This is a genomic window from Bradyrhizobium sp. MI1.11 (assembly GCF_055811255.1).
Genome location: NZ_JBVVPM010000055.1, coordinates 1 through 21,604, shown reverse-complemented (window position 1 = coordinate 21,604; position 21,604 = coordinate 1). Strand labels below are relative to the sequence as shown.

General features: G+C 65.5%; 26 protein-coding genes. 8 read left to right on the top strand and 18 right to left on the bottom strand.

Features of this window, described 5'->3' with window-relative positions; all coding sequences use genetic code 11:
* Window positions 1-265 precede the first annotated feature (265 nt).
* The 3 genes from AC0L30_RS34500 to AC0L30_RS34490 all read right to left on the bottom strand — a co-directional run bounded on the left by AC0L30_RS34500 (window position 266) and on the right by AC0L30_RS34490 (window position 2,228).
* Complete coding sequence (locus AC0L30_RS34500) at window positions 266-1,051, bottom strand: glycosyltransferase family 32 protein (RefSeq protein ID WP_473406228.1); 786 nt, start codon at window positions 1,049-1,051, stop codon at window positions 266-268.
* Window positions 1,052-1,131: 80 nt separating this feature from the next.
* Window positions 1,132-1,737 (bottom strand): 3-isopropylmalate dehydratase small subunit, encoded by a 606-nt coding sequence (leuD, locus tag AC0L30_RS34495; RefSeq protein WP_007604257.1) that lies wholly within the window; start codon window positions 1,735-1,737, stop codon window positions 1,132-1,134.
* A gap of 89 nt (window positions 1,738-1,826) precedes the next feature.
* Window positions 1,827-2,228: a metallopeptidase family protein gene (locus tag AC0L30_RS34490; protein ID WP_007598813.1), complete on the bottom strand. Its 402-nt coding sequence runs from the start codon at window positions 2,226-2,228 to the stop codon at window positions 1,827-1,829.
* 155 nt (window positions 2,229-2,383) lie between these two features.
* On the opposite strand from AC0L30_RS34490, the gene AC0L30_RS34485 reads away from it, so the two are divergent.
* From AC0L30_RS34485 to AC0L30_RS34475, 3 genes are all read left to right on the top strand, one after another.
* On the top strand, window positions 2,384-2,665 hold the full coding sequence (locus AC0L30_RS34485) for a hypothetical protein (RefSeq protein WP_473406244.1): 282 nt from the start codon (window positions 2,384-2,386) through the stop codon (window positions 2,663-2,665).
* 41 nt (window positions 2,666-2,706) lie between these two features.
* Window positions 2,707-2,967 (top strand): hypothetical protein, encoded by a 261-nt coding sequence (locus tag AC0L30_RS34480; RefSeq protein ID WP_007598817.1) that lies wholly within the window; start codon window positions 2,707-2,709, stop codon window positions 2,965-2,967.
* Window positions 2,968-3,119: 152 nt separating this feature from the next.
* Complete coding sequence (locus AC0L30_RS34475; RefSeq protein WP_473406227.1) at window positions 3,120-3,680, top strand: hypothetical protein; 561 nt, start codon at window positions 3,120-3,122, stop codon at window positions 3,678-3,680.
* Between the two features lie 54 nt (window positions 3,681-3,734).
* Here the strand turns inward: AC0L30_RS34475 and AC0L30_RS34470 are convergent, their stop codons facing one another.
* From AC0L30_RS34470 to ffh, 7 genes are all read right to left on the bottom strand, one after another.
* Window positions 3,735-3,944, bottom strand: a complete 210-nt coding sequence (locus AC0L30_RS34470; protein WP_007598821.1) for a hypothetical protein — start codon at window positions 3,942-3,944, stop codon at window positions 3,735-3,737.
* A gap of 95 nt (window positions 3,945-4,039) precedes the next feature.
* Complete coding sequence (leuC, locus tag AC0L30_RS34465; protein ID WP_026233880.1) at window positions 4,040-5,446, bottom strand: 3-isopropylmalate dehydratase large subunit; 1,407 nt, start codon at window positions 5,444-5,446, stop codon at window positions 4,040-4,042.
* A gap of 325 nt (window positions 5,447-5,771) precedes the next feature.
* The gene (gene rplS, locus AC0L30_RS34460; protein WP_007598824.1) at window positions 5,772-6,158 is read right to left on the bottom strand and encodes a 50S ribosomal protein L19; all 387 of its coding nucleotides are present in this window, start codon (window positions 6,156-6,158) and stop codon (window positions 5,772-5,774) included.
* A gap of 110 nt (window positions 6,159-6,268) precedes the next feature.
* On the bottom strand, window positions 6,269-7,024 hold the full coding sequence (trmD, locus tag AC0L30_RS34455) for a tRNA (guanosine(37)-N1)-methyltransferase TrmD (protein ID WP_473406226.1): 756 nt from the start codon (window positions 7,022-7,024) through the stop codon (window positions 6,269-6,271).
* A gap of 117 nt (window positions 7,025-7,141) precedes the next feature.
* Window positions 7,142-7,720 carry a ribosome maturation factor RimM gene (gene rimM / locus AC0L30_RS34450; RefSeq protein ID WP_473406225.1) on the bottom strand — a complete coding sequence of 193 codons (579 nt, stop codon included), beginning with the start codon at window positions 7,718-7,720 and terminating at the stop codon, window positions 7,142-7,144.
* Window positions 7,721-7,729: 9 nt separating this feature from the next.
* Window positions 7,730-8,062 carry a 30S ribosomal protein S16 gene (gene rpsP / locus AC0L30_RS34445; RefSeq protein WP_007598827.1) on the bottom strand — a complete coding sequence of 111 codons (333 nt, stop codon included), beginning with the start codon at window positions 8,060-8,062 and terminating at the stop codon, window positions 7,730-7,732.
* Between the two features lie 86 nt (window positions 8,063-8,148).
* On the bottom strand, window positions 8,149-9,696 hold the full coding sequence (ffh, locus tag AC0L30_RS34440; RefSeq protein ID WP_027514978.1) for a signal recognition particle protein: 1,548 nt from the start codon (window positions 9,694-9,696) through the stop codon (window positions 8,149-8,151).
* A 448-nt stretch (window positions 9,697-10,144) separates the two neighbouring features.
* Between ffh and AC0L30_RS34435 the strand changes: the two genes are divergently transcribed.
* The gene (locus AC0L30_RS34435) at window positions 10,145-11,209 is read left to right on the top strand and encodes an MBL fold metallo-hydrolase (protein ID WP_473406224.1); all 1,065 of its coding nucleotides are present in this window, start codon (window positions 10,145-10,147) and stop codon (window positions 11,207-11,209) included.
* A gap of 196 nt (window positions 11,210-11,405) precedes the next feature.
* Here the strand turns inward: AC0L30_RS34435 and AC0L30_RS34430 are convergent, their stop codons facing one another.
* Together AC0L30_RS34430 and AC0L30_RS34425 are read right to left on the bottom strand one after the other, a co-directional pair.
* Complete coding sequence (locus AC0L30_RS34430) at window positions 11,406-12,122, bottom strand: SIMPL domain-containing protein (RefSeq protein ID WP_473406223.1); 717 nt, start codon at window positions 12,120-12,122, stop codon at window positions 11,406-11,408.
* A 5-nt stretch (window positions 12,123-12,127) separates the two neighbouring features.
* Window positions 12,128-12,877 (bottom strand): GyrI-like domain-containing protein, encoded by a 750-nt coding sequence (locus AC0L30_RS34425; RefSeq protein ID WP_473406222.1) that lies wholly within the window; start codon window positions 12,875-12,877, stop codon window positions 12,128-12,130.
* A 220-nt stretch (window positions 12,878-13,097) separates the two neighbouring features.
* Here AC0L30_RS34425 and dapF point away from each other — a divergent pair, with 220 nt between their 5' ends.
* Window positions 13,098-13,973, top strand: coding sequence for a diaminopimelate epimerase (gene dapF, locus AC0L30_RS34420; RefSeq protein ID WP_473406221.1), 876 nt, complete (start codon window positions 13,098-13,100; stop codon window positions 13,971-13,973).
* Window positions 13,973-15,226 (top strand): tRNA (N(6)-L-threonylcarbamoyladenosine(37)-C(2))-methylthiotransferase MtaB, encoded by a 1,254-nt coding sequence (gene mtaB / locus AC0L30_RS34415; RefSeq protein WP_473406220.1) that lies wholly within the window; start codon window positions 13,973-13,975, stop codon window positions 15,224-15,226. The genes dapF and mtaB overlap by 1 nt, the downstream gene beginning before the upstream one ends.
* A gap of 184 nt (window positions 15,227-15,410) precedes the next feature.
* Here the strand turns inward: mtaB and AC0L30_RS34410 are convergent, their stop codons facing one another.
* Window positions 15,411-16,520: a DUF2336 domain-containing protein gene (locus AC0L30_RS34410; RefSeq protein WP_473406219.1), complete on the bottom strand. Its 1,110-nt coding sequence runs from the start codon at window positions 16,518-16,520 to the stop codon at window positions 15,411-15,413.
* Between the two features lie 229 nt (window positions 16,521-16,749).
* Window positions 16,750-17,451 carry an RluA family pseudouridine synthase gene (locus AC0L30_RS34405; RefSeq protein ID WP_354201516.1) on the bottom strand — a complete coding sequence of 234 codons (702 nt, stop codon included), beginning with the start codon at window positions 17,449-17,451 and terminating at the stop codon, window positions 16,750-16,752.
* Window positions 17,452-17,511: 60 nt separating this feature from the next.
* On the opposite strand from AC0L30_RS34405, the gene ftsY reads away from it, so the two are divergent.
* Window positions 17,512-18,459, top strand: a complete 948-nt coding sequence (gene ftsY / locus AC0L30_RS34400) for a signal recognition particle-docking protein FtsY (RefSeq protein WP_473367988.1) — start codon at window positions 17,512-17,514, stop codon at window positions 18,457-18,459.
* A gap of 3 nt (window positions 18,460-18,462) precedes the next feature.
* Window positions 18,463-19,065 (top strand): septation protein A, encoded by a 603-nt coding sequence (locus AC0L30_RS34395; protein WP_007598838.1) that lies wholly within the window; start codon window positions 18,463-18,465, stop codon window positions 19,063-19,065.
* A gap of 103 nt (window positions 19,066-19,168) precedes the next feature.
* On the opposite strand, the gene AC0L30_RS34390 is transcribed toward AC0L30_RS34395, so the two are convergent.
* The 4 genes from AC0L30_RS34390 to ccmB form a co-directional block, all read right to left on the bottom strand.
* Window positions 19,169-19,753 carry a DsbE family thiol:disulfide interchange protein gene (locus AC0L30_RS34390; RefSeq protein ID WP_219681817.1) on the bottom strand — a complete coding sequence of 195 codons (585 nt, stop codon included), beginning with the start codon at window positions 19,751-19,753 and terminating at the stop codon, window positions 19,169-19,171.
* A 24-nt stretch (window positions 19,754-19,777) separates the two neighbouring features.
* Entirely contained in the window at window positions 19,778-19,963 is a 186-nt protein-coding gene (ccmD, locus tag AC0L30_RS34385) for a heme exporter protein CcmD (protein ID WP_007598841.1), read from the bottom strand.
* The gene (locus AC0L30_RS34380; protein WP_473406218.1) at window positions 19,960-20,748 is read right to left on the bottom strand and encodes a heme ABC transporter permease; all 789 of its coding nucleotides are present in this window, start codon (window positions 20,746-20,748) and stop codon (window positions 19,960-19,962) included. The genes ccmD and AC0L30_RS34380 overlap by 4 nt, the downstream gene beginning before the upstream one ends.
* A gap of 91 nt (window positions 20,749-20,839) precedes the next feature.
* Window positions 20,840-21,508, bottom strand: coding sequence for a heme exporter protein CcmB (ccmB, locus tag AC0L30_RS34375; RefSeq protein WP_106945554.1), 669 nt, complete (start codon window positions 21,506-21,508; stop codon window positions 20,840-20,842).
* Window positions 21,509-21,604 lie beyond the last annotated feature (96 nt).

Below are 21,604 nucleotides of genomic sequence, written 5' to 3'. Positions count from 1 at the left end.
CCCCCCCCCCCCCACAACCCCCCCCCCCCCCCCCCCGTCCCCCCACCCCCCCCCCCCCCGGCCCCCCCCCCCCCCCCCGGTGGGGGGGGGGGGGGGCGGGGGGGGGGCCGCCACACGGGGACTCTTTCGGTCGAGTATCGACACCCGATGCATCGCCAATACCCAGCACCTCTTCCTGGGCCACCCCTCTCCCTAGCCCTCCCCCACAAGGGGGGAGGGAACGCACCGCCGTCGCGGCGCCGGGCGAGTCTCATCCCATCAGGCGTTAGCCAAACCGCTCCGCCGCCCACGCATATAAGCTGCCCGGAATCGGCTTCTCACCACCCCTTCCCTTGGGCGAGATGTGCAGGCCGATGATCTCGCGGTCGGTGACGAGGCCGAGATAGCTCGAGGGATCGAAGAACAGTTTTGGTTCGGCATGCACGGCGTAGAACGATTGCTTCGGCAAGGCGCAGTGCAGCTCGCCGGTGCGGCGCGCGAGCGCGGTGAGTGCCGCCGGCCCGAAGATCGCAACACGGATATCGGAGAGGCGGTTCGAGCCGCCGCGCAGGCGGCGCATCGCAAACGTGACGCGATGGCGCAGCGACAGCCAGTTCGGCGTCAGCTCCTCCTGCTCCATCAGCTCTTCGAAGGCGGCAACGATGCCGTGCCGGGGCGGAAGGTAAATCACGGAATTGCCGAGCTGGCGCGGACGCTCCCACGCGAAGTAGGGCTTTGCCGGATCGATCTCGACGGGCCTCAGCAGCAGCACGTCGGCGTCGAGCCAGAGGCCGAGTCCCTTCGCCATCAGCTTCATGCGGAAGAAGTCGCTGAACTGAAGCGTGGTCCAGTCGCGCCAGCTGCCGTCCGGCTGCGGCGGTCGCAATCGTTCGGAGAACGCATGCGGCAGGATCGCCTCGGCGTCCGCATTCGCGATGCCTGCGGGCAGGCCGGGAATGGTGTCAAAACTGTAAACCGTGACCTTGTGGCCGGCAGCCAGCTGCGAGCGCAGACAGGTCTGGCGCAGGGCGTCCATCGGGCCGTGCCAGAAGGTGACGATGTCAGGCAACATGGCGCAAGCTATAGAGGACAACGCTGGCAAAGAAAAAGCCCCGGCGCTGTCAGCACCGGGGCTCAAACAAAAACTTGAGATCAGGCCCAGGCGCGTTCGCGCTTGAGCTTCTCCTCATAGGTATCGATCGAGGCCTTCTTCTCCATCGTCAGGCCGATGTCGTCGAGGCCGTTGATCAGGCAGTGCTTGCGGAACGGGTCGATCTCGAACTTGACCTTGCCGCCGTCGGGGCCGCGAATCTCCTGGTTCGGCAGGTCGATCGTCAACGTCGCGTTGGCGCCGCGCTCGGCGTCGTCGAACAGCTTGTCGAGGTCTTCCTGGGCCACGCGGATCGGCAGAATGCCGTTCTTGAAGCAGTTGTTGTAGAAGATGTCGCCGAACGAGGTCGAGATCACGCAGCGGATGCCGAAGTCGAGCAGCGCCCAGGGCGCATGCTCGCGGCTCGAGCCGCAGCCGAAATTGTCGCCGGCGACCAGCACCTTCGCATTGCGATAGGCGGGCTGGTTGAGGACGAAATCGGGATTCTCGCTGCCGTCGTCCTTGTAGCGCTGCTCGGAGAAGAGCCCCTTGCCAAGGCCGGTGCGCTTGATGGTCTTGAGGTACTGCTTCGGAATGATCATGTCGGTATCGACATTGATGATCTTCAGCGGCGCCGCGACGCCTTCCAGCGTGGTGAACTTGTCCATGGTTGCGCTTTCCCGGGGTGGTCTAGGGAACCGGTATTTATCGCGATCGGGGCGGAAATCCTAGGCCGAATTCGGCAGATCTCGTCTGCCTAACCGGGCTCTTGAGCCTCGATCGCGGCCATATCGTCGTCCGACAGGCCGAAATGATGGCCGATCTCGTGGATCAGGACGTGGCGAACGATATGGCCGAGGCTTTCGTCGTGCTCGGCCCAGTAATCCAGGATCGGCCGGCGGTAGAGCCAGACCATGTTGGGCAGCCGCGCCACGTCGCCAAAACTCTGCTGCGGCAGGCCGACGCCCTGGAACAGGCCGAGCAGGTCGAACTCGCTCTCGCATGCCATCTCGTCCAGGACTTCCTCGGTGGGGAAGTCGTCGACGCGGATGATCACGCCCTCGCACAGCCTACGAAACTCCGCCGGCAGGCGTTCGAACACTTCATGCGCCATCGCTTCCATCTCGGCCAGCGAGGGTGCTTTCAATTCCGTCCACATGGGCTTCTCATAGCGTGGGTTTCGCGGCGATGCATCCGGCTTTATAAGCGCGGCGAGGTTGACGGGCGCCGTCAAAACGGGGAGCCTAGGGCCTCGAAGTGGACGTTCAGATGGGCGGAAAAATGCGAGCGAAAACAGCGCTGACGCTACTGTGCATGGGGTTGTTTTCGCAGTTTTGCGTTGGCGCGGAGGCCCAGACCGCGGCTCCCGGGATCAGGCTGGCCCAGGCGGTCTCGCGAGACGATCTGCCGCCGCCGCGCAAGCGGCCCCCGGCGCGCCTGCGCGTCACGCCCTATTACAGTCCTGATGGCGTCTATCCCCGCTACAATCCCGGTCCCGATGCGGTCCGCGAGTGCAACGCCACCTATGTGCAGGAATTTCGCCCCAGCGGCACGGTGATCGTGCCGCATATGAGCTGCTACTGGCGCCGGGGCTGATACGAACGCCGTGCCCGTCGCGCGCTGAGGCGGAGGTCGTCATGACGAGATGGTTCGCATTGGCGGTTGGCGTCGGGCTTGCCGCAGGCCTGTCTCACGCGTCCGCTGCGCACAGGGTGACGAAGCTGCCCGATGCGTCGGCCGGGCGCGCGGTGTTCGACGGGCGCCGACATGTGCGGTCCGACGTCGTGCGATACGCCCCGCGTCGTGATCCGCATTACTACGCGCGGCCGGTCTACTACCGTCCTTATCCCTACGGCGTGCCCGCACCGTTCGTGCTCGGCTTCGGGCCATGGCGGTGACCTCGCGGCGCGATGCTGCGCCCGTCGTTCATTCATGAGGCATTCACGTCGCTGTCCCTAATTTAATCTTGGGAGCGACCGCCAATGAACAGGGATGACGCGCGCCGGGAGCGAGCGTCGCAACTCCGCTGTCCAGATTCAGGGAGAAGTCCATGCTGAGAATATTGGGTCTCAGGGCAAGCCCGATGCGCTTGCTCGGCATTGCGGCCGCCGCGACGCTGATGCTGTCGGCCGGAACGACGCGTCGTGCTGTGGCGATGACTCCAATCAATCCGACGGCGTTGCCTGTGGCGAAGGCTGCAAGTGACGATGTGATCCCGGTTCGCCACGGCGGCGGTGGCGGCGGTGGGCATGGTGGCGGCGGCTTTCATGGCGGCGGCGGTTTCCACGGTGGAGGCGGCTTCCACGGTGGCGGAGGACATATCGGTGGCTTCCGCGGCGGTGGTTTCCATGCTGGTGGCTTCCGCGCCGCGCCCGCGTTTCATGGCGGCGGCTATCGCTACGGCGGAGTTCGCCACTATGGCGGAGGCGGATTCCACCGCTACGGCATCTATCGCCCGCATTACGGCTATCGCCATTTTCATCGGCGCTATTACGGCGGCTACTATCCCTATTACAGCCATCCGCGCCGCTGCCGGGTCATCTGGACCTATTACGGCCCGCGCCGCGTCTGCCGCTGGCATCGCTGGCACCATCCGTACCGCTATTGGTAAGCACGATCGAAATGAAAAGGGCGCCTCGACGGCGCCCTTTGTTCATCCGGTGGCTTAAAGCCAATCCTTCAGTTTCCACGACGCCGACGTCCATCGCGTCAGGTTCTCGATCTTCCATTGCTTGAACATCGCCGGCGGCCAGCGGCTGAGCTTCGAGGTCTCCTCGACCTCGGGCTTGGCGACCATGCGCAGCGGTGCCGCGCGCCGCCGATGCTGGGGCGTCGCCGCGCTGATCAGATCGACATATTCAGGCTTGCTGGCCATGAGCTCGTGTCCTCGCGAAACCCTCGCGAGGACACACTGTCGGCGCTACCGATTAACGGCGGTTTGCCGCAATCGCTCAAATTAAAGCGAGCAGCTTACCGCCACTCCCTGATGTCGACGAAGTGACCTGCGATCGCCGCGGCCGCCGCCATCGCCGGCGACACCAGATGGGTGCGGCCCTTGAAGCCCTGGCGGCCCTCGAAATTGCGGTTCGAGGTCGAGGCGCAGCGCTCTTCCGGAGCCAGCTTGTCGGGGTTCATCGCGAGGCACATCGAGCAACCGGGCTCGCGCCATTCGAAGCCGGCCTTGATGAAGATCTTGTCCAGACCTTCAGCCTCGGCCTGCTCCTTCACGAGGCCGGAGCCCGGCACGACCATGGCGTTGACGCCGCCCGCGACCTGCTTGCCTTCCGCGATCTTGGCGGCGGCGCGCAGATCCTCGATCCGGCCGTTGGTGCAGGAGCCGATGAAGATGCGGTCGAGCTTGATGTCGGTGATCTTCGTCCCCGCGGTCAGGCCCATATATTTCAGCGCGCGGTGCTTCGACAGGCGCTTGGCCTCGTCCGCGATCTTGTCGGGATCGGGCACGCTGCCGGTGACCGAGATGACGTCCTCAGGCGAAGTGCCCCAGGTCACGATCGGCGGCAGCTTCGCTGCATCGAGCCGCAGCTCGTGGTCGAAATGCGCGCCCTCGTCCGAGCGCAACTTCTCCCAGTAACGCATCGCGGCGTCCCAATCCGCGCCCTTCGGCGCCTTCGGACGGCCGCGCAGGAAGTCGAACGCCTTCTGATCCGGCGCGACCAGGCCGGCGCGCGCGCCACCTTCGATCGACATGTTGCAGACCGTCATGCGGCCTTCCATGCTGAGCGCGCGGATCGCGTCGCCAGCGTATTCCAGCACGTAGCCGGTGCCGCCCGCGGTGCCGATCTCGCCGATGATCGCGAGGATGATGTCCTTGCCCGTCACGCCGTCCGGCAATTTGCCGTCGACGGTGACGCGCATGTTCTTTGCCTTCTTCTGGATCAGCGTCTGCGTCGCCAGCACATGCTCGACTTCCGACGTGCCGATACCGTGCGCGAGCGCGCCGAACGCACCATGCGTCGAGGTGTGGCTGTCACCGCAGACGATGGTAGTGCCGGGCAGCGTGAAGCCCTGCTCGGGGCCGATGACGTGGACGACGCCCTGACGCTTGTCGAACTCGTCGTAATATTCGATGCCGAATTCCCTGGCGTTGTCGGCCAGTGCCTTGATCTGCTCGATGCTTTCAGGGTCGGGGTTCGGCTTGGTGCGGTCGGTGGTCGGCACGTTGTGATCGACGACGGCCAGCGTCTTCTCCGGCGCGCGGACCTTGCGGCCGGTGGCGCGCAGGCCTTCGAACGCCTGCGGTGAAGTGACCTCGTGCACCAGATGGCGATCGATATAGAGCAGGCAGGTGCCGTCCTCGGCTTCGTGCACCAGATGGTCGTTCCAGATCTTGTCGTACAATGTGGTCGGCTTGGACATGAGCGTCAGCTCCAGGAATGTTGTGTAGAGCGGGTTGCGCGGCTGGCGCGCGGGGCAACAAAATCGTCAGCGCAGCTTTTAGGCTGCGCGCGTAAGCTCTGACGTTGCCGAGGTCGCGAAGCGTCCGAAGAACCGGCCGGGCAGCCGCGAGCGATCGTCGATAACGACGCGCTTGACGGGCGAGAGGCTGGTCAAATCTGGAAACATTCCAAGAATATATAGCAGGCCGAACTGGAATCGCGAGGGCTTTGACGCGCACGGCTGACGCAACAAAAAAGCGCGGGGCTGGGCCCCGCGCTCTCGATAACTCGCCCGTAAGCGGAGCTTACTCGTTGACGGCAGCAGCCGGGCGGTCCTGCTTCTTCTCGACGATGCGAGCCGACTTGCCGCGAAGGTTGCGGAGGTAATAGAGCTTGGCGCGACGCACCTTGCCGCGGCGCACCACCTTGATCGAGTCGATCATCGGCGACATCACCGGGAACACGCGCTCCACGCCTTCGCCGTACGAAATCTTGCGCACCGTGAAGCTCTCGTTGAGACCGCCGCCGGAACGGCCGATGCAAACGCCTTCATAGGCCTGCACGCGGGTGCGGTCGCCTTCGACGACCTTCACGTTGACGATCACGGTGTCGCCGGGGCCGAACTCCGGGATCTCCTTGTTGGCGGAGAGCTTGTCGAATTGCTCTTTTTCGAGCTGTTGGATCAGGTTCATGGGTAAATCTCCATCGGCGCGCCCAGCCTTGGAAAACGGGGGCTGCGCGAAATTCGTTTATCCAGCCATTGCGGATGTGGCCGCTGCTATAAGGCAAGCCGGAGCGTTTGTCACCCGTCTGTCTTGTTTTTTGGCGTTTTTTGGCGTCCGGCCCGATTCGGGACTTTGCTCGGGATCCGGGCCCACAAATCGGGTCGCCGGGCCGCCGTCAGGGCCTCGGATTCCGCCCGCCGCCAGCTGGCGACCTTGGCATGGTCACCGGAGGTCAGGATATCAGGGATCGGTGCCCCCTCGAACAGCTGCGGCCGGGTGTATTGGGGGTATTCGAGCAGGCCGTCGGAGAAGCTTTCCTCGGTTCCCGAGGCTTCCTTGCCCATCACGCCCGGCAGCAGCCGGACGCAGGCGTCGATCAGGGCCAGGGCCGCGATTTCACCGCCGGAGAGGACGTAATCCCCGATCGAGACCTCCTCCAGGCCTCGCCCGTCGATCACGCGCTGGTCCACCCCCTCGAACCGCCCGCAGACGATCAGGGGACCCGGACCCTTGGCCAGCTCCGTGACCCGGGCCTGGGTCAATGGCCGACCCCTCGGACTCATCAGCAGTTTCGGCCGGTCCGGGCCGATCCCGGCGGCATCGATGGCCGCCGCCAAAACATCGGCCCGAAGCACCATGCCCGGTCCGCCGCCGGCCGGGGTATCATCGACGCTGCGGTGGCGGTCGGTGGCCGAGGCCCGGATGTCCCGTGCCTCCAGCTCCCAGAGCCCGCCAGCCAGCGCCCGGCCGGCCAGGCTCACGCCGAGCGGCCCCGGAAACATCTCCGGAAACAGCGTCAGCACCGTCGCGCGCCAGGGTAAGGAGGTGGTCATCGGATCTCAGTTATTGTCGTCCCGGACAAGCGGAGCGCAGATCCGGAACCCATAACCACCGCACTTCGTTTGGCGACGGCTGGAGCGATCAGTTTAGCTAAAAATTCTGGCCTGTGGTTATGGGGCCCGGCCCCCCGTGCGCAAGTTGCGCACTAGGCCGGGACGACCCGGGGAGGAATCCTCGTCCGTGTCCTCTGCCTCGATCTCCTGCGGCAGCGCGATCACGACGCGGCCGCCTGTGAGATCGACCTCCGGCACCACCGCGTCCGTGAACGGCAGCAGCATCGTGGTCCCCGTGGGCGGAGCGATCTCGATGATGTCACCGGCGCCGAAATTGTGGATCGCGAGCACGCGGCCGAGCGCATCGCCGGCCGTGGTGACGGCGGCGAGCCCGATCAGATCTGTGTGGTAATATTCGCCCTCGTCGGTCGCGGGCAGCTTTTCGCGCGCGACGTAGAGCTCGATGCCGTTGAGGCGCTCGGCCTCATCGCGGGTCGTGACGCCCTTGAGCGTCGCAACCAGATGATCCTTGGCCGCGCGCGCCGTTGCGACCTCGAACTGGCGCTTGCCATCCTTGGACGAGAGCAGGCCGTAGCTCCGCACGGCAAATGGATCCTCGGTAAAGGTCCACAGTTTGACCGCGCCGCGCACACCATGCGCGGCGCCGATCCGCGCGACGCAGACCAGCGCCGGCATGATCTGGCCTTAACCCTTCGCGGCGGCTTCGGCCTGCGCCTTGCGCTCCTTGCGCGGCACGGCCTTCTCGGGATTGTTGCGCACTTCGCGCTTCTTGACGCCGGCGGCGTCGAGGAAGCGGGACACGCGGTCCGACGGCTGCGCGCCCTTGGCGAGCCAGGCCTTCACCTTGTCCATGTCGAGCTTCAGACGGGTCTCGTTGTCCTTCGGCAGCAGCGGGTTGAAATAGCCGAGACGCTCGATGAAGCGACCGTCGCGGGGAAAGCGCGAATCGGCGACGACGACGTGATAGACGGGGCGCTTCTTGGTGCCTGCGCGGGCGAGACGGATAACGACGGACATCTAAGTTCTCCTTCAAAGTACGTTTTGTTCGGTTGATTGGTATTCCGCGTTGCGCGAGACCGTTGCGATCTCCCGCGACGAATTCCTCATTTCTTCTTGCCCGGGAAACCGCCGAGGCCCGGCAGCATTGGCTTGCCGCTCAGCCCGGTCAGGCCTGGAACGTTCGGCAGACCCTGGCGCAGCCCGGGCGGCAAATCCTTCGGCAGGCTGGGCAAACCTTGTCCGCCGCCGCCCTGCATCTTTTCCTGCAGCGCCTTCATCTCTTCCGGCGAAGGCGGCTTCATGCCGCCGCCAAAACCCATCGCCTGGGCGATGCCCGCGAGCGGACCGCGCTTGCCGGAGCCCATGGCCTTCATCATGTCGGCCATGTTCCGGTGCATCTTCAGCAGCTTGTTGACCTGCTCGACGCTCTGGCCGGAACCTGCGGCGATACGCTTCTTGCGGCTGGCCTTGAGCAGATCGGGATGACGGCGCTCGTCGCGCGTCATGGAATCGATCACCGCGACCTGGCGCTTCAAGATCTTGTCGTCGATGCCGGCGGCCGCGATCTGGTTCTTCATCTTGGCGATGCCGGGCATCATGCCCATCAGGCCGCTGATGCCGCCCATGTTCGCCATCTGCGACAGCTGCTCGCGCATGTCGTTGAGGTCGAACTGACCCTTGCGCATCCGCTCGGCGGTGCGCGCAGCCTTTTCCGCGTCGATATTGGCCGCAGCGCGTTCGACCAGCGACACCACGTCGCCCATGCCGAGGATGCGGCCGGCGATACGGTCGGGATGGAAATCCTCCAGCGCATCGGTCTTTTCACCGGTGCCGAGCAGCTTGATCGGCTTGCCGGTGACCGCGCGCATCGACAGTGCGGCGCCGCCGCGGCCGTCGCCATCGACTCGTGTCAGCACGATGCCGGTGAGGCCGACGCGCTCGTCGAAGGCGCGGGCGAGGTTGACGGCGTCCTGGCCGGTGAGGCTGTCCGCCACCAGCAGCACTTCATGCGGATTGGCGGCGGCTTTGATGGCTGCTGCTTCCGCCATCATCTCTTCGTCGAGCGTGGTGCGGCCGGCGGTGTCGAGCAGCACGACGTCGTAGCCGCCGAGCTTGCCGGCCTCGAGCGCGCGCTTCGCAATCTGGGCCGGCTGCTGGCCGGCAACGATCGGCAGCGTCGGAATGTCGAGGTCGCGGCCCAGTACGGCCAGCTGCTCCATCGCCGCGGGACGGTAGATGTCGAGCGACGCCATCAGCACCTTGCGCTTGTCGCGCTGGACCATGCGACGGGCGAGCTTTGCGGTGGTGGTGGTCTTGCCGGAGCCTTGCAGACCGACCATCATGATCGGCACCGGCGGCACGGAATTGATGTCGATGGTCTGGCTTTCGGCGCCGAGCGTGTTGATCAGCTCGTCATGGACGATCTTGACCACCATCTGGCCGGGCGTCACCGATTTGACGACGGTGGCGCCGATCGCCTGCTCGCGGACCCGCTCGGTGAAGCTGCGCACCACTTCGAGGGCGACGTCGGCTTCCAGCAGCGCGCGGCGCACCTCGCGCATGGCGGCGTCGACGTCCTTTTCGGTCAGCGCACCGCGCCCCGTCAGACGATCGAGAATGCCGCCAAGCCGTTCCGACAGATTGTCGAACAATGCCGTTGTCCCTTGTCCTGCTTACGCAGGGTTGCCGTATTCACTGTTGTCATGCCCCGCGAAGGCGGGGCATCCAGTACGCCGTGGCTTTCCGGTTCTAGCCGAGCCGCATCCGGGATACTGGATCCCCCGCCTTCGCGGGGGATGACCACTCACTTGGGCGAGCGATCTTCCAAACACCTTTACGCCCGAGGGCGCATCGCGCTGTCGGGCGTTGGCCTCTGGCCTCTGGGGCCAGTGGGCGGGTCGAAAAGAAAGCCTTTCCGAGAAAGTGCCGGGGTTAAACGCCGCTCCCGCCCGAAAGTCAAGGAAAGTTAGGACGCCGGGACGCCTTCGGGAGGGCAAGGCCTTGAAAATATGACATTTTCGGCATTGGGTTCCTTTTCCGCAGACCCCGCCCATATAGCGGTGATGTCCTGCCGCTCCGACCATCCCTGAAGCCAGATCCGTGCCGATCACCCGCCGCCGCCTTTTCGGACTGCTCGCCGGGGCCAGCGCATTGGTCGGCGTGCCCTCCCTTTGGATGTCCCGCATGAAAACCTATGACGGCCCGGTCTCCGACCATTTCGACGGACTGACCTTCTTCGATCCGGACGGCGCGCCGCCACGATCGCTTCGTGAGGTCCTGCGCTGGCAGTTCGGCGGCAAGCGGCAGCGCGCGACCTGGCCGGATTGGGCGCCGAGCCCCCATGCCGACAGCCCGCCGGACCGCGTCGACGGCGACAAGGTGCGGCTCTCCTTCGTCGGCCACGCCAGCTGGCTGATCCAGACCGGCGGCCTCAACATTCTCGTCGATCCGGTCTGGTCGACGCGGGTCTCGCCCGTCAGCTTTGCCGGGCCGAAGCGGCACAACGATCCCGGCATTGCCTTCGATCATTTGCCGAAAATCGATGCCGTGCTGGTCTCGCACGGCCATTACGATCATCTCGACATGGCGACGCTGTCGCGGCTCGCCAAGAATTTCGCCCCGCGTGTGGTGACCCCGCTCGGCAACGACGTCACGATGCGCAGCACCGATGCGACGATCAAGGTGGAAGCGTTCGACTGGCACGATCGCGTCGAGCTCGGCGGCGGCATCGCCGTGACGCTGGTGCCGACCCGGCACTGGTCGGCGCGCGGCATGTTCGATCGCAACAAGGCGCTGTGGGCGAGTTTCGTGCTGGAGACGCCTGCGGGGAAAATCTACGTCGTCTGCGATTCCGGCTATGGCGATGGCGGGCATTTCCGCCGCGTCGCCGACAAGCACGGGCCGCTCCGTCTGGCGATCCTCCCGATCGGCGCCTACGAGCCGCGCTGGTTCATGCGCGATCAGCACATGAACCCGGAAGACGCGGTGAAGGCGCTGGCGGATTGCGGCGCGCAAGCCGCGCTCGGGCATCACCACGGCACGTTTCAGCTGACCGATGAAGCAATCGATGCGCCGGCGAAGGCCTTGGTCGAGGCGCTCGACGCCGCGAAGGTTCCGCAGGAGCGGTTCGTGGCGATGAAGCCCGGGCAGGTGGTGGAGATCTGACTCCATCAAGCAAACAACCCGTCGTCCTGGACAAGCGAGCGGAGCGAGCGCTGATCCAGGACCCATTGCCACAGGGAGTAGTTTGGCGAACAGTCGGGTTAGCTGCTTCGCGCTATAACCACGCCCTGGGGTAATGGGTCCTGGCTTTCGCCAGGACGACGCCTGAAATTGGCGCCGCAGCGTGCCTCTTGCGGCCTCACTGCCCCTGCTTGATCGCCCAGCTCACATTCACCGTCACCGCCAGCGTTTCCTCGCCGGGCGCAACGGCCGCGCCGCCTGCGGCCATCGGCGCTGCGGCCATGCGTCCCTTGAACAGCGGCATCGGAGCGCCGCCTTCGGACACACTCAGCGGCGCGCCGAGCGTGACGCCAGTGGCCTTGGCGTAGATCTCCGCTTTGCGGCGGGCGTCTGCGACAGCCTTCTCGCGGGCATCGTCGAGCAGTTTTGAGGCCTGCGTCACCTCGAAAGAGATGTTGCCGATATCGTTGGCGCCGGCGCCGACCAGTGTGTCGATGATGGCGGCGACCTTGGTCACGTCGCGGATCTTCACAGTGACGCGGTTTGAGGCGCGGAAGCCGACCACGGGCGAGGCGCCGGTGGATTTGTTCTGGCCGTATTGCGGCTGCAGCGACAGCCGCGAGGTCTGGTAATCCTTCTCGTCAATGCCTGCGCCCTTCAGCGCGAGCAGCACCTTGCCCATCGCGGCGTTGTTGGCGTCGGAGGCTTCCTTCGCGGATTTGGCGTCGTTGGCGACGCCGGCGTCGATCTGCGCCAGATCAGGCGCGGCGGAGATGGTGGCTTCGCCGCTCACCGAAATCGCTGACGGAAAATCGTTGGCGAGCGCAGGCGTTGCCGGCAGCGCGGCGGCAAAGGACGTAACGAGGGAGGTCAAAAGGATGGCTGGCTTTTTCATCGGTCTCATTTCAGCGGCACGAAAACATTGATCACGAGCTTGTCCTCGGCCGTCTTCAGGGGATCGGTGAGGTATTCCTCGATGAAGGTGTCCTTGGCTTCCAGCTTCTTGTCGTCGAGGTGATTGGTGATCGCCTCATAGGTGTTGTCCATGTTGTCGTAGGAGCCGCGATGGACGAATTTCAACGCCTTGCCCTCCGGCGATTTGCCGACGCTCATGTCCTTCGGCAGGTTCTTCGGGTCCTGCTCGACCGGGATCTCGGCAAGGAAGGTGAATCCGGTGTCGTCCGTCGAGGTGTAGACGATCATCGAATTGCCGGCGTGCTTGATGCCCTGCTTGTCCAGCAACGTGTTCAGCGCCTTGAAGGCGTCGATCAGCGTGTCGAAGGCAGAGTCCCAATTGGCAGTGCCCTTGACCATCACGACCTTCTTGGGCTCGAGCGTGGTCTCCTGTCCGAAGGGATCGGCCGTCTGCACGGGAGCCGGCGTCGCGGCCGCAGCGGGCGGCGGGGCGGCCGGGCTCGGTGAGGCACTGGCTGCGGGCGAGGGCGAGGCGCTTGCCGCCGGCGACGGGGTGGCCACGGGTGCGGGTGAGGCACTTGCCGCGGGGGCGGGCGAGGCCGACGGAGCCGGCGGGGGGCTCGCTGATGCGGCCGGCGCCGGGCTCGGCGTTTGGGCCAGCGTGGCGGACAGATCAAACGACAAGGCCGCTGCCGGGATCAGCGCGGCTAAAGCGAGACGACGAAACCTGAACATTTTTATTCTCCCCAATAGCTTATCCGCCAAGGCCTTACGTCCCCGAGGCCTTAACCCGGCCGCATGTCCCGGATCGCGCGAATTTCGCCGTTCTAACACGCGAGCGCCGAATTCGTCCCATGACAGATGCGTCATGGCAGCCTCCTGGCTGTTGTCGGCAAATCACTGGCCAAGCCGGCCAAGGATCGCCATATAAGGCAGGCGAAATTCGGGAATTTTCATGAGCGCGCTGGCCAACCACGCATTTGCCAAGATGAACGGCATCGGCAACGAGATCGTCGTTGTCGACATGCGCGATTCCACCTCAAAGGTCACCGCGGACGATGCCCGCGCGGTGGCATCGGCGCGAGGCGGCGTGGCCTACGACCAGCTTATGGTGCTGCAGAAGCCGCGCTTCGAGGGCACCGAAGCTTTCATCAGCATCTACAACAGTGACGGCTCCGAGGCAGGCGCCTGCGGCAACGGCATGCGCTGCGTGGTGCGCCGCATCTTCGAGAAGACCGGCCAGACCAATGCAACGTTCGAGACGGCCGCGGGCCTGCTCAACGCCTGGCAGGGTCCGGCGCCGGATCTTTATACGGTGGACATGGGCGCGCCGAAGTTAAGCTGGCAGGACATTCCGCTCGACCAGGAATTCCGCGACACCCGCTACATCGAGCTGCAGATCGGCCCGATCGACAATCCGATCCTGCATTCGCCCTCGGTGGTCAGCATGGGCAATCCGCATGCGATCTTCTGGGTCGATGACGTCAACGCCTACGATCTCGAGCGTTTCGGTCCGCTGCTGGAGAACCATCCGATCTTCCCGGAGCGCGCCAACATCACGCTTGCCCATATCGTCGATCCCCAGCACATCACGATCCGCACCTGGGAGCGCGGCGCCGGCCTGACCAGGGCCTGCGGCTCGGCGGCATGTGCCACGGCGGTTGCGGCGGCGCGGCTGAAGCGCGCCGAGCGCAATGTCGAGATCACGCTGCCCGGCGGCAAGCTCGGGATCGAATGGCGCGAGCGCGACGATCACGTGCTGATGACGGGCACGGCGACCTTCGAATATGAAGGCAGTTTCGATCCGGCGCTGTTCGCGCCGGTCGGCTAATGACCGTCGACGTCGTCACCTTCGGCTGCCGCCTCAATGCCTTCGAGGCCGAGGTGATCCGCCGCGAGGCCGAGGGCGCGGGGCTCTCCGACACCATCGTCATCAACAGCTGCGCCGTCACCAACGAGGCGGTGGCGCAGGCGAGGCAGTCGATCCGCAAGCTGAAGCGCGAGCGGCCGGGAGCGCGCATCGTCGTCACCGGTTGCGCCGCGCAGACGCAAAGCGGCATGTTCGCCGGGATGGCCGAGGTCGATCGCGTCGTCGGCAATGACGACAAGATGCGGTCGTCCGCATGGCGCGAGGCGCGTGCGGCGTTCGATCTCGGTGCCGGCGAAAAAATCGCCGTCAGCGACATCATGTCGGTGAAGGAGATGGCGCCGCATCTCGTCGACGGCTTTGCGAGCGGCCTGCCGCGCGTGTTCGTGCAGGTGCAGAACGGCTGCGACCATCGCTGCACCTTCTGCATCATCCCGTTCGGGCGCGGCAATTCGCGCTCGGTGCCGATGGGCGCCGTGGTCGATCAGGTGCGGGCATTGGTCGCGCGCGGCCATGCCGAGATCGTGCTGACCGGCGTCGATCTCACCAGTTACGGCACCGACCTGCCGGGCGCGCCGAAACTCGGCCTGCTGACGAAGCAGATTTTGCGGCATGTGCCGGAGCTGAGGCGCCTGCGCATCTCCTCGATCGATTCGATCGAGGCGGACAGCGATCTGTTGGATGCCATCGCTGAAGATTCGCGGCTGATGCCGCATCTGCACCTGTCGCTGCAGTCCGGCGACGACATGATCTTGAAGCGCATGAAGCGGCGGCATACGCGCGGCGACGCCATCGCGTTTTGCGGCCAGATCCGTCACCTGCGCCCGGATATCGCGCTGGGCGCCGATATCATTGCGGGCTTTCCGACCGAGACCGAGGAGATGTTCTCGCGTTCGCTCGATCTGGTCGAGGAATGCGGCCTGACCTTCCTCCACGTCTTCCCCTATTCGCCGCGTCCCGGCACGCCGGCCGCGCGAATGCCGCAGGTGGCGGGCGGTGCAATCAAGCAGCGGGCGAAACGGCTGCGTGCGGCCGGTGAAGCTGCGCTTCTGCAGCGGCTGCAAGCCGAGATCGGCGCCGCGCGCGAGGTGCTGATCGAGAGCGAGGAGCAGGGACGGACGGAGCACTATCTGCCGGTGGCGATTGCGGGCGAGCGAATGGGCAGCGTCGTGCCGCTGCGGATCGCCGGTCGTGATGGCGCGCGGCTGACGGTTTAGCTCTCGAGACGCTGAACTTGCTCCGCCGTCGTCCTGGCGAAAGCCAGGACCCATTACCCCATGGAGAAGTTGTCGCACGCGACGGCCAACTAGCAGTCTTCGCCAAACTGAATTCGGTGGTTATGGGTCCTGGCTTCCGCCAGGACGACGGCGGAATATTTGGCGCGCAGCGTCTCTAACGCGCCTACAACGCCCGCACCTGCCAGAACCGCAGCGTCCGCCGCGCATTCTCCGGGGTCATGCGCGCGTAGTTGCTTTGAGCCCTTGCGATATCGGCGGGCTTCATCGCGCCGCTCGCAAAGCGGCTTTCGAGCACGGCGGCGGTGGTTTCCCAGGTGAGCTGCGCCGCCTTGCATGGCACCAGCAGGCCGTCCTCGCGCAGGCTTTGCATCAGCGGGCGAATCACTTCGACGGTCGATCCCGACAATGCGGCCAATGCGGCCACCGCCTCTTCGTAGCGCCGCTGCGTGGCGAAGCCGAGCAGCGTCGCTTCGCTGAGCTGGCCGGTCGCCTTGAGGCCCGCGACGGCGCGCTTGGCACCTTCGAAATCGCGGACCCCCGACATCTCGCGCTCGACACCGACGGTGACGGCGGCGATCGCGGTCTGGATCTCCTCGAACAGATGCGGCGGCGCGCGCGACAACAGACGGGTCCGCACGGCATCGCTCGCCGAGCGCAGCAATTGACGGCGCAGGTCTGACGGCAGATCGACGCGGACGCCGACGCTGACCGCGAGCTCGGGATCGGCCTCGGCTTGTCCGACGATGACAGCAAATCCGTTTCCGGACACGCGCGCGCCGGGATTGGCGGCGAGCCGCCGGCTGACGCTGGGATAGCGCCGCGCCAGCAATGCATCGGTGACGATCTCCTTCAGCCACCAACGTCCGGCGACCGCGAGCAGATGCGGCTCGCCCTTGGATGATGCGATCTGCACCAGCTCGCCATCGTCGAGGCGCGCGGACTCCTGCAGCACGGGACCGGCGATGCGGATTTCGTCATTGTTGGCGAGGCGGCGAATGACCGATGGCGGCGCCTGCGCGATCGGGGCGAGTTGCGCGCTGATCTCGGCGAGCGCAACGCGTGCGCCCATGTCGGCGATGGCGCGGAGCTCGATGGTGCCGATCAGGCGATCGAGCACGTCGTCGAACAGGGCGATCTGCTCGTCATCGAAACTGCCGGCGGAGGACAGGAACAGGTCGGTGACGCGGCGGGCTGTTGCCAGGCCCTTTTCCGCCGAGCCAGTCCGAAGCGCGGACTCGACCTCGTCGATGATCGATAATTCGGCCGTGGACATGACGCGCAGCTCGTCCTGAGCAGATTGACGGAAGCTTGTTCTAAGCAACCATTATCATTAGCGACGAGCACTGAACGTTTCGTAAACTATAGGGAGCGCGGCGGGCACTGCCCTCATCCTGAGGGGCCCGCAAAGCGGGCGTCTCGAAGGATGGCCGCGGGCGAGATGCGGGCCTGCATGGTTCGAGACGGCCGCTACGCGGCCTCCTCACCATGAGGGACTGACAGGATTATTCTCCGTTCCACCCGCAGGCCCGGAGCCGCTCGTGCATGTGGGGTGGGGCCGGCGCCACCACGCGGACCGGCTCCTTGTTCCGAGAGATCGGCACCACGATCTCGCGGGAATGCAGGTGTAGCTTCGGCTCGCCGAAGCGCGGGCCGTTGCCGTAAATGTTATCGCCGAAGATCGGCCAGCCGGTCGCGGACGCATGCACCCGCAATTGATGGGTCCGTCCGGTCACCGGTTCCATGGCGAGCCAGGTCAGGCCGTCGCCCCGGCCCATCACCTTCCAGTTGGTGATGGCCTTCTGGCCCTCGGGATCGGGCTTCTGCCACCAGCCGCGCTCGGCATTGAGCCGGCCGAGGGGCATGTCGATGGTGCCTTCGTCCTCAGTGGGGCCTCCCTCCACGATGGTCCAGTAGGTCTTGCCGACCTTGCCATGCTTGAACAGCAGGCCGAGCGACGCCGTCGCCTTGCGATGGCGGCCGAGCACGAGGCAACCGGAGGTGTCCTTGTCCAGCCGGTGGGCCAGCACCGGCGGCCGCGGCAAGCCGAAACGAAGCGCGTCGAAGGAGGTTTCCAGATTAGCGCCGCCCTTGGGTCCGCGATGCACCGGCAGGCCGGCCGGCTTGTCGATGACCAGCATCAATCCGTCGCGATGGAGCACGCGGCCTAAGATTTCCTCGGCGGTCAATTCGGGAACATCGAGCAATTGCAGGACTTTCGGTCAAGACTTTCGTTTGCGAGCCGGAACGGCTAACACACCGCCACCATGAACGATACCACCCCCGAGACCCCCAAGCTGAGCTGGTGGCGCCGCCTGTCTGACGGGCTGAAGCGCACCTCGTCCTCGCTCGGGACCGCGGTCGCCGACCTCGTCACCAAGCGCAAGCTCGACCGCGCCATGCTCGACGACATCGAGGACGTGCTGCTGCGCGCCGACCTCGGCACCTCGGTCGCGGTGCGGATCGCGGATGCGGTCGGCACCGGGCGCTACGACAAGGCGATCTCGGCGGACGAGGTCAAGGACGTCGTCGCGACCGAGGTCGAAAAGGTGCTGACGGCGGTGGCGAAGCCGCTCGAGATCGACGCCGGCAAGAAGCCCTTCGTCATCCTCGTGGTCGGCGTCAACGGCTCCGGCAAGACCACGACCATCGGGAAACTCTCGCAAAAATTCGCGTCCGAAGGCCGCAAGGTGATGCTGGCGGCCGGCGACACGTTTCGCGCCGCAGCGATCGAGCAGCTCAAGGTCTGGGGCGAACGCACGAAGACGCCCGTCATATCGGGCGCACAAGGCTCGGATTCGGCGAGCCTCGCCTTCAACGCGCTGACGGCGGCGAAGGAGCAGGCCACCGACGTGCTCCTGATCGACACCGCCGGGCGGCTTCAGAACAAGGCCGAGCTGATGAACGAGCTCGAAAAGGTCGTGCGCGTCATCCGCAAGGTGGACGCGACTGCGCCGCATGCGGTGCTGCTTGTGCTGGACGCCACCGTCGGCCAGAACGCGCTGTCGCAGGTCGAGGCCTTCCATCGCACCGCCGGCGTCACCGGCCTCGTGATGACCAAGCTCGACGGCACCGCCCGCGGCGGCATCCTGGTGGCGCTCGCGGAAAAATTCAAACTGCCGGTGCATTTCATCGGCGTCGGCGAAGGTGTCGACGATCTCGCGCCGTTCACCGCGCGCGATTTCGCCCGCGCGATTGCCGGAATCGAAAGCTGAAGAATGGACAAGACCCAGCCGCATCCGCTGTTCAAGCTCGCGACCGAGCTCGGCCCGCTGCTCGTGTTCTTCTTCGTGAATGCGAAGTTCAATCTGTTCGCCGCGACCGGCGCCTTCATGGTCGCGATCGTCGCGGCGATGATCGCCTCCTATGTCGTGACGCGCCACATCCCGATCATGGCGATCGTGACAGGCGTGATCGTGCTGGTGTTCGGCACGCTGACCCTGGTGCTGCACGACGAGACCTTCATCAAGCTCAAGCCAACCATCATCTACGCCCTGTTTGCCGCGATCCTCGGCGGCGGCCTGTTGTTCGGCCGCTCCTTCATCGCCGTGATGTTCGACCAGATGTTCAATCTGACGCCGCAGGGCTGGCGCATCCTGACGCTGCGCTGGGCGCTGTTCTTCGCCGGCATGGCGGTGCTGAACGAGATCGTCTGGCGCACCCAGAGCACCGACTTCTGGGTCAACTTCAAGGTGTTCGGCGTCACCCCGATCACGATGATCTTCGCCATTGCCCAGATGCCGCTGACCAAGCGCTATCACCTCGAGCCGGCGTCGCTGGAAGCGAGCGAGGCCGAGGCGGGGGATGTGCGGAAGGGGTGAGCTCTCTCAACTCGTCATTGCGAGCGAAGCGAAGCAATCCAGAATCCCTCCGCGGCGACAGCCTGGATTGCTTCGTCGCAAGGGCTCCTCGCAATGACGGCGGCTATCTCAACGCCTTCTCCATCTGCGGCAACAACACCGTCCGCAAATTCTCCGGCGTGATCGGTCCCACCAGCTTGTAGACGATGGTGCCTTCGCGACCGACGACAAAAGTCTCCGGCACGCCATAGACGCCCCATTCGATCGAGGCGCGGCCGTTGGCATCGACGCCGACGCGGCCGAACGGGTTGCCGTAGCGCCCCAGGAAGCGCCGCGCATTGTCGGCGGCATCCTTGTAGTTGATGCCGACGAGCTGGAAGCGCTTGTCTTTTGCCAGTTCGGTCAGGAGCGGCGCCTCGTCGTGGCACGGCACGCACCAGGACGCCCAGACATTGACAAGGCTGACCTTGCCCTTGAACGCGGCGGGATCGAGGCCGGGGATCTGCGCGTTGTCAGCCTGCAATCCCTCGAGCGGCGGCAGCATGGTTTGCGGCGCGGGGCGTCCGATCAGCGCGGAAGGGATTCGCGAGGGATCGCCACTGCCGAGCCGGAACCAGAACAACAGCGCCAGGCCGATGAAGGCGATCAGCGGCAGCACCATCAGAAAGGTGCGGCGCTGTGGCGGAGCGGACGTCGATTGCTCGCTCATGATTGCTCGCTCATTCTCGATCTCTCATGGCCGATCCGTCGCGCTACGGCCGGAGCGGCGGGTCACGCCGCTGCGCTCGAGCTCGCGCAGGCGCTGTGTCTGGCTGCGATAATCGAGCACGATCCAGCCGATCAGGATCACGACCACGAGGGCGGCCGCGGCATAGGATGTCACGATGAAGGGCGCGTAGGGACCGAGCGACATGATCATGCAGCCCCGACTTCTTTTGACGTGCTGCCCTCGCGCGAGCCGGTGCCGACTTCTGAAAAGGCCACACGGCTCGCCTGCATCATCTGCAGGGACCGCACGCGCCGGCGCAAAATCTCGTTGCGCATCGCAGCCAGATGCAGCGTGACGAACAGCAGGGTGAACGCGACCGCCATCACCAGCAACGGAATCAAAAACGATCTGTCGAGCGACGAGCCGCCCATCCGCATCACTGACGCCGGCTGGTGCAGCGTGTTCCACCAGTCGACCGAGAACTTGATGATCGGCAGGTTGAGCGCGCCGACCAGCGTCAGCACGGCGGCGGCGCGCGCCGCGCGGGAGGGATCGTCGACCGCGCGCCACAGCGCCATCAGGCCGAGATACATCAGGAACAGGATCAGCACCGAGGTCAGCCGCGCGTCCCATTCCCAATAGGTGCCCCACATCGGCCGGCCCCACAGCGAGCCCGTCAGCAGCGCAAGGAAGGTGAAGCTGGCACCGATCGGAGCAGCCGCCTTGGCGGCGACGTCGGCCAGCGGATGCCGCCACACCAGCGTGCCCAGCGAGGCGATGCTCATCACGCCCCACACGAACATCGACAGCCAGGCATTGGGCACGTGGATGAACATGATCTTCACCGTCGCGCCCTGCTGATAGTCGTCGGGCGCGGCGGCGGACTGATAGAGCCCGATCGCGAGCAGGATGATTGTCGCAGCCGCAAGCCACGGCAGCAGCCGCGCCGTCAGCGCGAGGAACCGTGTGGGGTTGGCGAGGTCGATCAGCGTCATGGTATCCTGATAATCACAGGTAAGCGCTCACGCAATCAGCACGAAAGTCCGCAGCGAAAGTTGATCGGGGTCAAGGTCAGTCCAGCCCATCTCAATCCAGCCCATGCTTCAGGCTCGCCGCAGCCGCGAACGGGCCGATCACGAGGCTGACCAGCGACAGCGCGCACAGGATCGAGAACGGCGCGCCGAACGTCATGGGTCCGACGATCGCCGCCTGCGAGGCCGCGACGCCGAAAATCAACACCGGTATCGACAGCGGCAGCACCAGAACCGCCATCAGCAAGCCGCCACGATGCAGCGTCACCGCCAGCGCCGCGCCGATCATGCCGGTGAACGTCAGCGCCGGGGTGCCGGCGAGCAGCGTCAGCGCCACCGCGCCGGTCGCCACCATGTCGAGGTTGAGCAGCAGGCCGAGCACGGGGGTTGCGACGATCAGCGGCAGGCCGGCGGCCAGCCAATGCGCCAGCGCCTTTGCCGCGCAGGCGAGTTCCAGCGGGGTCCGGCTCATCGTGATCAGGTCGAGCGAGCCGTCCTCGTGGTCGGCCATGAACAGCCGGTCCAGGGTGAGCAGGCTCGCCAGCAGCGCCCCCAGCCACAGGATCGCCGGCCCGAGCCGCGACAGCAGTGCCAGATCCGGCCCCACCGCAAACGGCATCAGCACCACCACGGTCAGGAAGAACAGCACGCCAATCAATGCCCCGCCGCCGACGCGGAGCGCGATCCGGATGTCCCGGCGGATCAGGGCAGACAGGGCGGTCATGGGGTGGCTCTTTCCACTGCGAGACGGCCATAAGAGCTCGGCTGGTGCCCAGGGAAAACTGCGCTCCCTCCCCCCTTGTGGGGGAGGGCGGGGGAG

What these genes read in the sequence shown, in the direction of transcription:
- AC0L30_RS34500 (WP_473406228.1), bottom strand. Translation starts at nt 1,051, where the DNA reads ATGTTGCCTGACATCGTCACCTTCTGGCACGGCCCGATGGACGCCCTG.
- leuD (WP_007604257.1), bottom strand. Translation starts at nt 1,737, where the DNA reads ATGGACAAGTTCACCACGCTGGAAGGCGTCGCGGCGCCGCTGAAGATC.
- AC0L30_RS34490 (WP_007598813.1), bottom strand. Translation starts at nt 2,228, where the DNA reads ATGTGGACGGAATTGAAAGCACCCTCGCTGGCCGAGATGGAAGCGATG.
- AC0L30_RS34485 (WP_473406244.1), top strand. Translation starts at nt 2,384, where the DNA reads ATGGGGTTGTTTTCGCAGTTTTGCGTTGGCGCGGAGGCCCAGACCGCG.
- AC0L30_RS34480 (WP_007598817.1), top strand. Translation starts at nt 2,707, where the DNA reads ATGACGAGATGGTTCGCATTGGCGGTTGGCGTCGGGCTTGCCGCAGGC.
- AC0L30_RS34475 (WP_473406227.1), top strand. Translation starts at nt 3,120, where the DNA reads ATGCTGAGAATATTGGGTCTCAGGGCAAGCCCGATGCGCTTGCTCGGC.
- AC0L30_RS34470 (WP_007598821.1), bottom strand. Translation starts at nt 3,944, where the DNA reads ATGGCCAGCAAGCCTGAATATGTCGATCTGATCAGCGCGGCGACGCCC.
- leuC (WP_026233880.1), bottom strand. Translation starts at nt 5,446, where the DNA reads ATGTCCAAGCCGACCACATTGTACGACAAGATCTGGAACGACCATCTG.
- rplS (WP_007598824.1), bottom strand. Translation starts at nt 6,158, where the DNA reads ATGAACCTGATCCAACAGCTCGAAAAAGAGCAATTCGACAAGCTCTCC.
- trmD (WP_473406226.1), bottom strand. Translation starts at nt 7,024, where the DNA reads ATGACCACCTCCTTACCCTGGCGCGCGACGGTGCTGACGCTGTTTCCG.
- rimM (WP_473406225.1), bottom strand. Translation starts at nt 7,720, where the DNA reads ATGCCGGCGCTGGTCTGCGTCGCGCGGATCGGCGCCGCGCATGGTGTG.
- rpsP (WP_007598827.1), bottom strand. Translation starts at nt 8,062, where the DNA reads ATGTCCGTCGTTATCCGTCTCGCCCGCGCAGGCACCAAGAAGCGCCCC.
- AC0L30_RS34430 (WP_473406223.1), bottom strand. Translation starts at nt 12,122, where the DNA reads ATGAAAAAGCCAGCCATCCTTTTGACCTCCCTCGTTACGTCCTTTGCC.
- AC0L30_RS34425 (WP_473406222.1), bottom strand. Translation starts at nt 12,877, where the DNA reads ATGTTCAGGTTTCGTCGTCTCGCTTTAGCCGCGCTGATCCCGGCAGCG.
- dapF (WP_473406221.1), top strand. Translation starts at nt 13,098, where the DNA reads ATGAGCGCGCTGGCCAACCACGCATTTGCCAAGATGAACGGCATCGGC.
- mtaB (WP_473406220.1), top strand. Translation starts at nt 13,973, where the DNA reads ATGACCGTCGACGTCGTCACCTTCGGCTGCCGCCTCAATGCCTTCGAG.
- AC0L30_RS34410 (WP_473406219.1), bottom strand. Translation starts at nt 16,520, where the DNA reads ATGTCCACGGCCGAATTATCGATCATCGACGAGGTCGAGTCCGCGCTT.
- ftsY (WP_473367988.1), top strand. Translation starts at nt 17,512, where the DNA reads ATGAACGATACCACCCCCGAGACCCCCAAGCTGAGCTGGTGGCGCCGC.
- AC0L30_RS34395 (WP_007598838.1), top strand. Translation starts at nt 18,463, where the DNA reads ATGGACAAGACCCAGCCGCATCCGCTGTTCAAGCTCGCGACCGAGCTC.
- AC0L30_RS34390 (WP_219681817.1), bottom strand. Translation starts at nt 19,753, where the DNA reads ATGAGCGAGCAATCGACGTCCGCTCCGCCACAGCGCCGCACCTTTCTG.
- ccmD (WP_007598841.1), bottom strand. Translation starts at nt 19,963, where the DNA reads ATGATCATGTCGCTCGGTCCCTACGCGCCCTTCATCGTGACATCCTAT.
- AC0L30_RS34380 (WP_473406218.1), bottom strand. Translation starts at nt 20,748, where the DNA reads ATGACGCTGATCGACCTCGCCAACCCCACACGGTTCCTCGCGCTGACG.
- ccmB (WP_106945554.1), bottom strand. Translation starts at nt 21,508, where the DNA reads ATGACCGCCCTGTCTGCCCTGATCCGCCGGGACATCCGGATCGCGCTC.